Origin of the sequence: Pseudomonas sp. 21LCFQ02, from assembly GCF_024129895.2 — a bacterium.
Classification (GTDB): Bacteria; Pseudomonadota; Gammaproteobacteria; order Pseudomonadales; family Pseudomonadaceae; genus Aquipseudomonas.
On the sequence record NZ_CM178749.1, the window covers coordinates 1,185,183 to 1,198,022 of the forward strand.

14 protein-coding genes and 1 pseudogene are annotated in these 12,840 nt (G+C 63.0%); 8 read left to right on the plus strand and 7 right to left on the minus strand.

The window, feature by feature from the left end; genetic code table 11:
• Nucleotides 1–57: 57 nt before the first annotated feature.
• The 4 genes from NJC40_RS05590 to NJC40_RS05605 are packed head-to-tail and all read left to right on the plus strand — an operon-like array spanning nt 58 to nt 2,872.
• On the plus strand, nt 58–540 hold the full coding sequence (locus tag NJC40_RS05590; protein WP_045485153.1) for a Fur family transcriptional regulator: 483 nt from the start codon (nt 58–60) through the stop codon (nt 538–540).
• The gene (gene znuC, locus NJC40_RS05595; protein WP_045485155.1) at nt 540–1,337 is read left to right on the plus strand and encodes a zinc ABC transporter ATP-binding protein ZnuC; all 798 of its coding nucleotides are present in this window, start codon (nt 540–542) and stop codon (nt 1,335–1,337) included. Before NJC40_RS05590 ends, znuC begins: the two co-directional genes overlap by 1 nt.
• Nucleotides 1,330–2,118, plus strand: coding sequence for a zinc ABC transporter permease subunit ZnuB (znuB, locus tag NJC40_RS05600; protein WP_045485158.1), 789 nt, complete (start codon nt 1,330–1,332; stop codon nt 2,116–2,118). Before znuC ends, znuB begins: the two co-directional genes overlap by 8 nt.
• Before the next feature lie 37 nt (nt 2,119–2,155).
• Nucleotides 2,156–2,872, plus strand: a complete 717-nt coding sequence (locus tag NJC40_RS05605) for a PA5502 family lipoprotein (RefSeq protein ID WP_253113868.1) — start codon at nt 2,156–2,158, stop codon at nt 2,870–2,872.
• 163 nt (nt 2,873–3,035) lie between these two features.
• Here NJC40_RS05605 and katE read toward each other — a convergent pair whose 3' ends face one another.
• Complete coding sequence (gene katE, locus NJC40_RS05610) at nt 3,036–5,186, minus strand: catalase HPII (RefSeq protein ID WP_253140996.1); 2,151 nt, start codon at nt 5,184–5,186, stop codon at nt 3,036–3,038.
• 311 nt (nt 5,187–5,497) lie between these two features.
• On the opposite strand from katE, the gene NJC40_RS05615 reads away from it, so the two are divergent.
• The 3 genes from NJC40_RS05615 to NJC40_RS05625 are packed head-to-tail and all read left to right on the plus strand — an operon-like array spanning nt 5,498 to nt 8,007.
• The gene (locus NJC40_RS05615; RefSeq protein WP_045485167.1) at nt 5,498–6,505 is read left to right on the plus strand and encodes a methionine ABC transporter ATP-binding protein; all 1,008 of its coding nucleotides are present in this window, start codon (nt 5,498–5,500) and stop codon (nt 6,503–6,505) included.
• Nucleotides 6,505–7,179, plus strand: a complete 675-nt coding sequence (locus NJC40_RS05620; RefSeq protein WP_045485170.1) for a methionine ABC transporter permease — start codon at nt 6,505–6,507, stop codon at nt 7,177–7,179. Before NJC40_RS05615 ends, NJC40_RS05620 begins: the two co-directional genes overlap by 1 nt.
• Before the next feature lie 54 nt (nt 7,180–7,233).
• Nucleotides 7,234–8,007 carry a MetQ/NlpA family ABC transporter substrate-binding protein gene (locus tag NJC40_RS05625; protein ID WP_253140995.1) on the plus strand — a complete coding sequence of 258 codons (774 nt, stop codon included), beginning with the start codon at nt 7,234–7,236 and terminating at the stop codon, nt 8,005–8,007.
• Nucleotides 8,008–8,112: 105 nt separating this feature from the next.
• On the opposite strand, the gene NJC40_RS05630 is transcribed toward NJC40_RS05625, so the two are convergent.
• The 4 genes and pseudogenes from NJC40_RS05630 to NJC40_RS05645 form a co-directional block, all read right to left on the minus strand.
• Entirely contained in the window at nt 8,113–8,742 is a 630-nt protein-coding gene (locus NJC40_RS05630; RefSeq protein ID WP_045485176.1) for an SCO family protein, read from the minus strand.
• A gap of 123 nt (nt 8,743–8,865) precedes the next feature.
• Nucleotides 8,866–9,822: pseudogene (locus NJC40_RS05635) on the minus strand (COX15/CtaA family protein); the annotation flags it as partial.
• Between the two features lie 12 nt (nt 9,823–9,834).
• Nucleotides 9,835–10,368 (minus strand): PA_0111/PP_0108 family redox-active disulfide protein, encoded by a 534-nt coding sequence (locus tag NJC40_RS05640; protein ID WP_253140993.1) that lies wholly within the window; start codon nt 10,366–10,368, stop codon nt 9,835–9,837.
• Nucleotides 10,365–11,075: an SURF1 family protein gene (locus NJC40_RS05645; RefSeq protein ID WP_253140992.1), complete on the minus strand. Its 711-nt coding sequence runs from the start codon at nt 11,073–11,075 to the stop codon at nt 10,365–10,367. Before NJC40_RS05645 ends, NJC40_RS05640 begins: the two co-directional genes overlap by 4 nt.
• Nucleotides 11,076–11,143: 68 nt before the next feature.
• Here NJC40_RS05645 and NJC40_RS05650 point away from each other — a divergent pair, with 68 nt between their 5' ends.
• On the plus strand, nt 11,144–11,338 hold the full coding sequence (locus tag NJC40_RS05650) for a twin transmembrane helix small protein (protein ID WP_253140991.1): 195 nt from the start codon (nt 11,144–11,146) through the stop codon (nt 11,336–11,338).
• Nucleotides 11,339–11,408: 70 nt separating this feature from the next.
• Here the strand turns inward: NJC40_RS05650 and NJC40_RS05655 are convergent, their stop codons facing one another.
• Both NJC40_RS05655 and NJC40_RS05660 read right to left on the minus strand, forming a co-directional pair.
• The gene (locus tag NJC40_RS05655) at nt 11,409–12,296 is read right to left on the minus strand and encodes a cytochrome c oxidase subunit 3 (protein ID WP_253113858.1); all 888 of its coding nucleotides are present in this window, start codon (nt 12,294–12,296) and stop codon (nt 11,409–11,411) included.
• A 13-nt stretch (nt 12,297–12,309) separates the two neighbouring features.
• Nucleotides 12,310–12,807, minus strand: coding sequence for a cytochrome c oxidase assembly protein (locus NJC40_RS05660; protein ID WP_492180549.1), 498 nt, complete (start codon nt 12,805–12,807; stop codon nt 12,310–12,312).
• Between the last annotated feature and the right edge of the window lie 33 nt (nt 12,808–12,840).

Consider the following 12,840-nt stretch of genomic DNA (forward strand, 5'->3'; position numbering starts at 1 on the left):
CATATCGGGCAGGAACGGGTAACATAATAACGTCTCCAGCCAATATCGTCGCCGCCCATGCCTATTACACCTCTGGCCAGCCGCCCTCACGATCACTCTCACTGCGTGCATTCAGCCCTCAGCGAAGCCGATGCCCTGTGTGCCAGCAAAGGCTTGCGCCTTACCGCCTTGCGCCGCCGCGTGCTTGAACTGGTCTGGCAAAGCCACAAGCCGCTGGGTGCCTACGACATCCTCGGCGTACTCAGCGAAGCCGACGGCCGCCGTGCCGCACCGCCCACCGTGTATCGCGCGCTGGATTTTCTGCTGGAAAACGGCCTGGTGCACCGCATCGCCTCGCTCAACGCCTTCACCGGCTGCAATCATCCGGCGCATGCCCACCAGGGCCAGTTTCTGATCTGCCGCAAGTGCCACGCAGCCATCGAACTGCAACACCAGACCATCAGCGATGCGGTGATCAACGCGGCCAATGAAGTCGGCTTTGCCGCCGAAGGCCAGACCATCGAAATCGTCGGCGTGTGCGCCGGCTGCAAGGCGGCCTGATGAGCACCCCGCTGATCAGCCTGGAACAGGTGGCGGTCACCCTGTCCGGGCAGAACGTTCTGGACAATATCGGCCTGAGCGTCAGCGCCGGTGAGATCGTCACCCTGATCGGCCCCAACGGCGCCGGCAAGACCACGCTGGTGCGTGCCGTGCTCGGCCTGTTGAACCCGACCTCCGGGCGGGTCTGGCGCAAGCCGAAACTGCGCGTCGGCTACATGCCGCAAAAGCTCCATGTCGACCAGACCCTGCCATTGTCGGTGCTGCGCTTTCTGCGCCTGGTGCCGGGGGTCGACCGGGCCAAGGCCATGGCCGCGCTGGAAGAGGTCGGCGCCGGCAAGGTCATCGACAGCCCGTTGCAGGGCATTTCCGGTGGCGAGATGCAGCGTGTGCTGCTGGCCCGGGCGCTGCTGCGCGAGCCCGAGCTGCTGGTGCTCGACGAACCGGTACAGGGCGTCGATGTCGCGGGCCAGGCCGAGCTGTATAGCCTGATTACCCGGCTGCGCGACCGCCACGGTTGCGGCGTGCTGATGGTCTCTCATGATCTGCATCTGGTGATGAGCACCACCGATCAGGTGGTGTGCCTGAACCGCCATGTGTGTTGCTCAGGGCACCCCGAGCAGGTCAGCACCGACCCGGCCTTTGTCGAGCTGTTCGGCCAGAATGCGCCGAGCCTGGCGATCTATCACCACCACCATGACCACGCCCACGACCTGCATGGCGAAGTGGTGAACGACGCCGAACCCCAACCCCTGCGCTTCAAACCTCATGTTCACGGAGACGGCTGCAAGCATGGCTGATTTTCTGTTGTATGCCCTGCTCGCCGGTATTGCTCTGGCTCTGGTAGCAGGCCCGCTAGGCTCATTCGTGGTCTGGCGGCGCATGGCCTATTTCGGCGACACGCTGTCCCACGCTGCATTGCTGGGTGTGGCTCTGGGGTTTCTGCTGGACATCAGCCCGACCGTGGCGGTCACCGTCGGCTGCCTGTTGCTGGCGATCCTGCTGGTGACTCTGCAACAGCGCCAGCCGCTGGCCTCCGACACCCTGCTGGGCATTCTGGCGCCCAGTACCCTGTCGCTGGGCCTGGTGGTACTGAGCTTCATGCACGAAGTACGGATCGACCTGATGGCCTATCTGTTCGGTGACCTGTTGGCGATCAGCCCCACCGACCTGGCCTGGATTCTCGGCGGCAGCGCATTGGTCATGGTGTTGATCCTGGCGCTGTGGCGGCCACTGCTGGCAGTGACCGTACACGAGGAACTGGCGCGGGTCGAAGGCCTGCCGGTCACCACTCTGCGCATGACCATGATGCTGTTGATTGCCGTGGTGATTGCCGTGGCAATGAAAATCGTCGGTGTGCTGCTGATTACTTCGCTGCTGATCATCCCGGCGGCTGCGGCACAGCGTCACGCCCGCTCGCCAGAGCAGATGGCGCTGGGCGCCAGCGTGCTGGGCGTGGTGGCGGTGGGTGGTGGGCTGTCGCTGTCATGGCTCAAGGATACCCCGGCCGGCCCCTCGATCGTGGTCTGTGCCTGCGCGCTGTTTCTGCTCAGCTTTGTTCTCCCCAAGCGGGCGGTGTAGACTTGCTCGTTTTTTGCGCAAATAGAGAACCGCAGAAATGAAGCTGCCCGCCTCCCGCTATCTGCTGCTTGCCGCATTCGCCCTGTTGCTGGGGGCCTGCCAGAGCGCGCCGCCACCTCAACCTGCCGAGCCCGAAGCCCGGCCGGACGGCTTTGCGCTGCTTGAGCAGAGCATCAAAGGCAACGAACTGGCGACCGCCGAAGACCAGTTGGCCACGCTGCAGGGCGCTGACGCTGCCGACCCGCGCCTGGACCCGCTGCAACGCCAGTTGGCCGAGGCCTACCTGAGCCGCAGCCAGATCAGCCTGCAAAAAGGTGACGTCAATGGTGCTGCCACGGCACTGAGCCGTGCCCGCGCATTGATGCCCAAGGCCCCCGCGTTGACCAGCGGCGTCAACGGCGCCATTGCCGAAGCGCGCAAGGCCGAACTGGACCAGGCTGAAGCTGAACTGAAGGCCGCCGAAGCCAGGCGTATCGCCAAGCTCATCGACCCGAGCGTGCCGCATACCCGTATCCAGCTCGAAACCACCGATATCGCGCAAATGCGCCGGCAGCTCGATGCCATTGCCGCCGATGTAGTGAGCTTCAACTGTGACGTGTTGATTCAGGTGCCGCGGACCGACGACTACCCATGGCTGGCCGATCTGGTCAGCAAGCGGGTCAACAAGCTCAACCCGAGCTTTGAACTGGACCTGCGTCGCCAGATCGAACGCAAGCAACCGGCCCAGATTATCCTCAGCCCCGCCGGGCTCTGAGCCCAACGGGTCCCGTCGAACACTCCATACCCGCAGGACCATTGCCGATCAGTCAAGACCGACTTAGTCCTGCGGGAGGAGCCGGTCGGCTCCTCCCACGAATACCGAGCCAGAGCCACTTATCGCTTAACTGATCGGCATTAGCTCTACAGACAGGTCTCAATCAAGCCGGTACCGCCTTGGCTTTCGGCTCACGCGCCCAGACCCGGTGCTGGGCAATCGCGTCAAAGAACGCCTCGGTGGACGAGCTGTCCGACACTTCCAGCAACCCGGCATCTTCATCCAGCCGCAACTGGCTCAGCAGCATCTTGGCCTCGCCAGCGACGGCAATGGCCTTGAGGTGCTTGTAGGCTTCGAGGATGAAGTGCAGGGCAACGCCGTCCGTGCTCAATGCCTTGACCGAGTCCGCACCGCCCGGCACGAACACCGCATCGAACGCCACTGACGGCAGACCTTCAGCCGAAGCGTCGACTTGCAGGGTCTTGCCATCGGCGGTAGTCACCGGCGCAGAGGTCGGCCCCAGCACCTTGGTATGCGCGCCGCGGGCGCTCAGCGCAGCCTTGAGCTTTTCGACATCCTTGCCATTGACGCCATCGGCCACCAGCACCGCAACCTTGCGCGAAGCGATATCACCTGACAGCAGGTTGACCTGGCTCAGCGCCGGGGACTCTTTGATGGCCTGCTGGTACTCCTGTGCAGTACGAGTCTTGGGGGCAGGCAAACCGAGGTTTTTCGCTACCCGAGCAGCCAGGGTCAGGTCGATATTGGCGAGAATTTCATTGAGCACCCGCTCCCGGATAAACACCCGCTCGACCTTGCCCAGCTCAAAGCTGTAGGCCGCAATGATGTGTTCTTTCTCGTGCTCGCTCATGCTGTTGAAAAACAGCGTGGCCTGGGAGAAGTGGTCGCTGAACGACTCGCTGCGCTCACGCACCTTGTGCGCCTCGATGCGTTCCTGATAGCTCTCGAACCCGCCATTCTCTGGACCGGCCGGGGTCTCGCGTGGCCACTCACCGTCAATCGAGTTGGGCTGATAGGAGGCGCGGCCCTTGTCGAGGGTGGTGCGATGCTGGGCATCACGCTGGTTGTTGTGGTTCGGCGCAACCGGGCGGTTGATCGGGATCTCGTGGAAGTTCGGCCCGCCCAGGCGGCTGATCTGGGTATCGGTGTAGGAGAACAACCGGCCCTGCAGCAGCGGGTCATTGGAAAAGTCGATGCCCGGCACGATATGCCCAGGGCAGAAGGCGACCTGCTCGGTCTCGGCAAAGAAATTGTCCGGGTTACGGTCCAGCACCATCTTGCCCAGCGGCGTGACCGGCACCAACTCTTCGGGAATGATCTTGGTCGGGTCGAGCAGGTCGAAGTCGAAGTTGTGCTCGTCGTCTTCAGCCACGATCTGCACGCCCAACTCCCACTCCGGGTAGTCGCCCGCTTCAATCGACTCCCAGAGGTCACGGCGGTGGAAGTCGGTGTCTTTACCGGCCAGCTTCTGCGCTTCGTCCCAGACCAGCGAGCACACGCCGTACTTGGGCTTCCAGTGAAATTTGACGAAGCTGGCCTTGCCTTCGGTGTTGATCAGGCGAAAGGTGTGCACGCCAAAGCCCTGGATGGTGCGCAGGCTTTTCGGGATGGCCCGGTCGGACATCGCCCAGATCACCGCATGGCTGGTCTCCGGCACCAGAGAAACAAAGTCCCAGAACGTGTCATGGGCCGAGCCGCCGGTAGGAATCTCGTTATGCGGCTCGGGTTTGACCGCATGCACGAAGTCCGGAAACTTGATCGCATCCTGAATGAAAAACACCGGCACGTTGTTGCCGACCAGATCGAAGTTGCCTTCATCGGTATAGAACTTCACGGCAAAGCCGCGTACATCGCGCACCGTATCACCGGAACCGCGTGGCCCCTGTACGGTAGAGAAGCGCACGAACACCGGGGTCTTCTTGCCGGGGTCGCGCAGAAAACCGGCCTTCGACAGCGTGGCGTGGTCATCGTAACTCTGGAAGTAACCGTGAGCGGCGGTGCCACGGGCGTGGACAATGCGCTCCGGGATACGCTCATGGTCAAAATGCGTGATTTTCTCGCGCATGATGAAATCTTCGAGCAGCGTCGGCCCGCGCTTGCCGGCCTTGAGGCTGTTCTGGTTGTCAGCGATCTTCACCCCCTGGTTGGTACGCAACGCCTGGCCGGTGGCATCCGAGCGAAAGGCCTCCAGCGCATCGAGTTTGGCATTGCTGTTGCCGCGGTCCAGGGTATCGGTGCCGGCCAGCTCGCTTTTAGCGGCCGGGGTGGCAGGCACGTCTGTCTTCTTGGCCATCAGGTACTACTCCTCGTCAGTTCCGGCCCTGCCGGGCCTGTTGAATGAACATCACGGTATTGAAGGAGTGACCGAGGCTATAAAGCGACGTTCAGAGAATTTCACCGGCAATATCCCCGCCGGTCGCGTTATAGCCATTGCGCAGCCTGGCCGACAAATAAATGCTAAGCAGCTCGGCATAGACAGGCTAAAATGCGCGCCCGGCTTATCCAGCCCGGCTCGCCAGGCCAGTGTGCGCCCTGCCACTGCGCTGACTTTCAACGCGCTCCCACAAGGTTCGCCATAAAGGTTCGCCCCAAAAGGTTCGGTTAGTGATCGAGTTTCTTGACGTCCAGAAAACCTACCGCGTCGCCGGCAAGGACATCCCCGCCCTGCACCCCACCAGCCTGCGCATCGAAGCAGGCCAGGTCTACGGCCTGATCGGCCATTCCGGTGCCGGCAAAAGCACCTTGCTGCGCCTGATCAATCGTCTGGAAAATCCCACCGGCGGCCGTATTCTGGTCGACGGTGAAGACGTGACTGCACTGGACACCCACGATCTGCGGCGCTTTCGCCAGCAGGTCGGGATGATCTTCCAGCACTTCAACCTGCTGTCGTCCAAGACCGTGGCCGACAACGTCGGCATGCCGCTGAGCCTGGCCGGCACTATGTCCCGCGAGCAGATCGACCAGCGCGTTGCCGAGCTGCTGGAGCGGGTCGGCCTGAGCGCCCATGCGCAGAAATACCCATCGCAGTTATCCGGTGGCCAGAAGCAGCGCGTCGGTATCGCCCGCGCCCTGGCAACCCGGCCCAAAATCCTGCTGTGTGACGAAGCCACCAGTGCCCTCGACCCACAGACCACCGCTCAGGTTCTGCAACTGCTGGCCGAGATCAATCGCGAGCTGAAACTGACCATCGTGCTGATCACCCACGAGATGGATGTGATCCGCCGGGTCTGTGACCAGGTCGCGGTGATGGACGCCGGGGTGATTGTCGAGCAGGGCAGGGTCGCCGACGTGTTCCTGCACCCGCAGCATCCGACCACCCGGCGCTTCGTCCAGGAAGACGAGCAACTCGACGAGAACGAGCAGCGCGAAGACTTCGCCCATGTCCAGGGCCGCATCGTGCGCCTGACGTTTCAAGGTGAAGCCACCTACGCGCCACTGCTGGGCACCGTCGCCCGCGAAACCGGGGTCGACTACAGCATCCTGGCCGGGCGTATCGACCGCATCAAGGATATCCCTTACGGCCAGTTGACCCTGGCCATCACCGGCGGCGACGTGGACGCCGCCTTCGCCCGCTTCAGCGCCGCTGATGTCCATATGGAGGTCCTGCGCTGATGGACGCTTTCCTTGAACTGTTTTCCAACGTCGACTGGTACGAGATCTGGGTCGCCAGCGGCGATACCCTGATCATGCTCGGCGTGTCCCTGGCCTTTACTGTGCTGTTCGGCCTGCCGCTGGGCGTGCTGATGTTTCTCACCTCGCCGCGCCAGTTGCTGGAGAACAAGCCGCTGTACGCCACGGTCGGGCTGATCGTGAACATGCTGCGCGCCTTGCCGTTCATCATCCTGCTGATCGTGATGATGCCGCTGACCCAGATCATCACCGGCACCTCGCTGGGGATCCTCGGCACCCTGCCGCCGCTGATCGCCGGGGCCACACCGTTCTTTGCCCGGCTGGTGGAAACCGCGCTGCGCGAGGTCGACAAAGGCATCATCGAAGCCACCCAGGCGATGGGCGCCACCACCCGCCAGATCATCCTCAACGCGCTGCTGCCCGAGGCCCGTCCCGGCATCATCGCGGCGATCACCGTCACCGCCATTGCCTTGGTGTCGTTCACCGCCATGGCCGGTGCAGTGGGCGCCGGCGGCCTCGGCGACCTGGCGATCCGCTATGGTTACCAGCGCTTCCAGAATGATGTGATGTTTGTCACGGTGGTCTTGCTGCTGGTGCTGGTGCAGATCCTGCAAACCGTCGGCGACAGGCTGGTCGCGTTTTTTTCACACCGTTAATTGCATCCGTTGGCTGTGGCCCGCCGGACGCGGGCCGTTAAAAGGAGTTGTTGCATGAAAAAACTAGTCGTCGCATTCGCCGCCATGACCGCACTGTCGGCCCAGGCTGCCGAAACCCTGAGCATCGCCGCCACGGCCGTTCCGCAAGCCGAGTTGCTGGAGTTCGTCAAACCGACGCTGGCCAAAGAAGGCGTGGACCTGAAGATCAAGGTGTTCACCGACTATATCCAGCCTAACGTGCAAGTCGCCGAGAAGCGTCTGGACGCCAACTTCTTCCAGCACCAGCCGTATCTGGATGAGTTCAACAAGGGCAAGGGCACCAACCTGGTCAGCGTAGTCAAGATCCACGTTGAGCCGTTCGGTGCCTACTCCGAGAAGTTCAAGAAGCTTGAAGACCTGCCCAACGGCGCCACGGTAGCCCTGCCGAACGATGCCACCAACGAAGGTCGTGCCTTCCTGCTGCTGGCCAAGGCCGGTCTGATCACCCTGAAAGACCCGAGCAGCATCCTGGCGACTCCGAAAGACGTGGCCACTAACCCGAAAAACCTGAAGTTCCGTGAGCTGGAAGCAGCAACCCTGCCTCGCGTGCTGACCCAGGTCGATCTGGCACTGATCAACACCAACTACGCGCTGGGCGCCAAACTGGACCCGACCAAGGATGCGCTGGTGATCGAAGGCGCTGAATCGCCTTACGCCAACCTGCTGGTGGCACGTCCGGACAACAAGGACTCCCAGGCACTGCAGAAGCTGGCCGCTGCCCTGACCAGCCCTGAAGTGAAGGCATTCATTGCCGAGAAGTACAAAGGCGCTGTGGTTCCAGCGTTCTGATAAACGCCTCATACCCCCTGTAGGAGCGACCTTGGTCGCGAAAGCAATTGAACGGCCAGCACCAATACTGCGCCTGGAAAATAGCCTTCGCGAGCAAGCTCGCTCCTACGGTTTGAGCAGCACCGGCAGTTGCTCACTCAGCTTCTTGACGTTCAGCGGGGCACGGATAAAGCCGCGCTGGCGGCCATCCGGGCCGAGCAGGGCGAGGTTGCCGCTGTGGTCGACGGTGTAGCCCGGTTTACTGGTGTCAGCCGGGATGAACGGAATACTCATGGCGCTGGACAGGGTCTTGAGGTCCGCCACCGAGGCGCGCAGGCCGATAAAGCTCTTGTCGAAATACTCCAGGTACTGCCTGAGTTGCTCAGGGGTATCACGCTCGGGGTCGACACTGACCAACACTACGCGCAGGCGGCCAGCCTGCTCTTCGGTCAAGCCGGCCTTGATCTGGCGCAGTTGCGCCAGCGTGGCGGGGCAGATATCCGGGCAATAGGTGTAGCCAAAAAACACCAGGGTCCACTTGTCTTTAAGCTGGTCGATCGACACCGGCTCGCCGTGCTGGTCAGTCATTTTCAGCGCCGGCACCGGGCGGCTTTGCGGCAACATGATGATCCCGGCGTCAACCAGTGCCGCCTGATCGGCACCCCCATGACCGGACAGCACGCGCTGTACGATCAGGCCGAGAATCACGGCCACGATGGCAACAGAGATGAAGACGGTTTTCTGGGTTCGGGTCATGGTCGATGGTCCATTGATTGCACTGTCCGGCCTGCCCGAAGCATGCACAGCAGGACGAAAACGCCAAGCCTAGACCCATGCGCCGCTCAGGCACAACCTTCATCAGTCACCAGCGGCCTGCCACAGACGGTAGTTGACCAGCGTCAGCCACAGCATCAGTAATGCGCCGCCGGCGCTGTGGGCCAGGGCCAGCCACACCGGAAATTGCAGCAGCACATTGCCCATACCGAGTCCCAGTTGCGCCAGCAACAGCAGCAGCAACACCGCCCCCAGCCCGCTCAACCCCGCCCGCACAAGCCGCCAGGCCAGGCCCAGCACTACCAGGCCAAGCAACAGCGCGCCCAATCGATGAGCGAGATGAATCGCAGTACGAGCCTCACCGTCCAGCATACCGCCCAGATAGTTCGGCCCCACTGGCAGGCTGAGGTCAAAGCCTGCGGCAAAGTCGTTTGGCGGCCACCATTGGCCCTGACAGGTCGGCAGGTCGGGGCAGACGTGGGCGGCATAATGAGTGCTGACCCAGCCGCCAAGACCTATCTGCAGCACCGCCAGCATCAGCGCCAACAGTGCCAGGCCGCGCAATAAACCGCTGCTCCGGATAACCGGCGCAGCGACGCCGCTCAAGCGCAGGGTCAGCACCAACAGCAGGCCCAGAATCGCCACGGCACCGAGCAAATGCAGGGTCACCACTGGCGGCCACAGCCTGAGGGTCACGGTCCACATACCCAGCAACGCCTGGGCAATCACCAGCCCCAGCAATAGCAGCGGCAAACGCAAGCCTTGCCCACGCGCCCACGCCTGCAGCATCAGCAGGCCGATGCTCAGGCCGAGCAGGGCGGCGCCGTAGCGATGGATCATTTCGTACCAGCCTTTATCGGCCTCCAGTACGGTCTGAGGGAAACGGCTTTGCGCCAGTGCCTGTTGCAGCGCCCCGGACGGCACCGTGGCAAATCCATAACAACCCGGCCAGTCCGGGCAGCCAAGCCCGGCATGAGTCAAGCGGGTCCAGGCGCCCAGCAACAACACCAGCAGGGCCAGTAACGTCGCAAACAGCGCCAGGTGAAATCCGCGGTCAGCCATGACAGCCTCCAGTCAGCCGATATTCGACAGTTTCAGCAGGTGCCGCAGGTCGCGCAGAACATCCTGGCCACGCACCCCGGCGTCGTAGCGCAGCACCAGATTGCCGTGGGGGTCGACAATCCAGAGGCGAGGCCGCCCGTCAGACGGAGCCAGCGCGCGATACCGCTGTAGGTTCAAGGGCAAAAGACGTAGCTGCGGGTAATCCTCAAACCCCTCTGCGGGTCCGGCGCCCATGGCCAGCGCATGGCTGGCGCGTCCGGCCTCGCGGCCCAGCCCGGTATGGATCTGCCGGGCCAGGTAAACCAGTTGCCGACAATCCTCTGCACATGCGCCAGGAGTGGTGACCAGCAGTTGCCAGCGCGTCTCAGAGGCCTGCACGCCCAGATCGGCACGCAACTGGCCAGTGCCGAGCAATTGCCCGTGGTAGGTACGACTGTCCGGCAGCCAGAACTGCCAACGATACATGCCAGTGGCAAGCAGCATCGGCAGCAGGAAGCCAGCCAGCAGCAACAGCAACTGCCAGCGCCCCCGCTGACGGGCGTTCATGGCCGCCTCCGGGCGGCAACCGTGCAGCACAGGTACAGGTACAAACCGACCAGCGCAGCGGCCAGGCTGAACCACTGCACGGCATAGCCGCGGTGGCTGGCCGGCGCCTGATTGACCACAGGCCAGTCGGCCCGATACGCCGCCATGCCCGGCAGCAGGCGCAGCTCATGGGGGTAGCCGGCGCGGCCCAGTTCATTCCATAGCCGCTGCCCGTCGACCTGCGTCACCAGCCGTGGCCAGTCTGCATTCGGCGCATCGGCCTGCAATTGAAAGCCCCGCCCCAGCGGCACATAGACCCAGGCCTGCAGACTCAGAGGCATTGGCGGGGTGCTGTAGGCCGGCGCGATGCGTCGATCCGGCCAGGGCAGCCAGCCACGATTGAGCAATACCCACAGGCCACTGCCCTCGTCCAGAAATGGCTGAAGCAACTCCACGCCAGCCCGGCCATCGCGACTGCTGTTGTCCAGCAACAGGCTGTGCCCGGCATCGAACCGGCCGTGCAGCGCTACCCGGCGCCAAGCGGGGTCGGTTGCCTGCATCACCGCCTGCAACGGCGCGGGTGGCATGCCTTGCTGGCGTTGGTGAGCCGCCAGCAAGCCAGTCTTTTGCTCGGCACGCTGCAGTTGCCACAGCCCCAGGCCAATCAGCAACGGCAGCAGCAGCATCAACGCCAGGGTCGGCAGTGGCTGCGCAACGAAGCGCCTCATCCGCTACCCCCATGGAGCCGCGGACCGGCTCCTATACTCCATTGCATGTGATTGCTCCTGGAGTGGCGATGCTCAAAGTTGCGATTGTCGTGTCACTGGCCGCGATGCTGGTCAGCCTGTTCTGCGGCCTGGTGTTTCTGACCCGCGACCAACAACCCTCGACCCGCTTGCTCAGCGCCCTGACCCTGCGGGTAATACTCGCGGTACTGAGCGTGGCGCTGATCACCTGGGGCTTTTATAGCGGCCAGATCGGCACCGGCTAACGACTGACCGTGCAGGAACAGCAGGCGGCGCTCGGCGTTGGCCGCCAAGGCTTCGCCGCTAAAGCTGCTCCTACAGGACGTAGACGAAGACAAACAGACCGATCCACACCACATCCACAAAATGCCAGTACCAACTGGCCGCCTCGAAGCCGAACTGGCGCTGGCTGTCGAAGTGCCCGCGCACAATGCGCAGCAGCATCACCAGCAGAATCAGGGTGCCAATGGTCACGTGGGCACCATGAAAGCCGGTAAGCAGAAAGAACGTCGCGCCGTAGATGCCCGAGCCCAGGGTCAGGCCCAGCTCATGGTAGGCATGCAGGTACTCCAGTGCCTGGAACAACAAAAAAGCGCCGCCCAGCATCAGGGTTGCCGCCAGCCAGAGCTTCAAAGGCCGCCGGGCATCGCGTTTAAGGGCGTGATGCGCCAGGGTCAGGGTCACGCTGGAACTGACCAGCAGCACGGTATTGAGCAGCGGCAATTGCCACGGGTTAATGACCCCCGCGGGCGCCGGGTAGCGTTTCGGGTCGGGGGTGTCGAGCATCGGCCACTGGTAATGGAAGTTGGGCCAGAGCATGTTGGAAATGCCATTGGCCCCTTCGCCCCCCAGCCATGGGCCGGACCAGTAGCGGATATAAAACAGCATGCCGAAGAAGGCGGCGAAGAACATCACCTCGGAAAAGATGAACCAGCCCATCCCCCAGCGAAACGACCGGTCCAGCTGAGCGCTATACAGGCCGGCGCGGCTTTCGCGCACGACCGCACCGAACCAGCCGTACATCATCCAGCCGATCAGCAGGGCGCCGACCAGCAAGATCCACGGCCCAGGGCCGTCGGGCTGGCCGGCCTTGTGGTCGTTGATCCAGCTACCCAGGCCGTACATGCTGATCAGCAGCGCCAGCGTGGCAATGATCGGCCACTTGCTCTGGGGCGGGACGTAATAGTGCTGTGGGTCGCTCATTGATGCCTCCCGCTCAGCCGCCATCCTTGCCGACACGCGCCACCGGCGGCTGGCGGGCGGTGATGTCGAACAGCGTGTAGGCCAGGGTCAACTGCTGCACCTCGCCGGGCAGGTCACGGTCGATGATGAAGCGCACCGGCATTTCGATGCGCTCACCCGGCTGCAACACCTGCTGGGTAAAACAAAAGCACTCGGTCTTGTGAAACCAGGCCGCCGCCCGCCCCGGTGCAACGCTGGGCACTGCCTGGGCGGTCATGGGCCTGCTGTCGGGGTTGCTGGCGACGAAGATCATTTCGTTGACCGCGCCCGGATGAACGCGCAACTCACTGGCTTTGGGATAAAACGCCCAGTTCATCCCCGCCGCATTGCTGGAAACGAACAGCACCCGCACCAGACGCTGGTCATCGACCACTTGCTCGCCACGATACGGACCGCCGGTCTTGCCATTGAGGCCGAAGGCCTGGCACATCAATTCGTAAAACGGCACCAGGGCAAAACCAAAGCCGAACATGACCACCACCAGCACCAGCAGGCGGCGCACCAG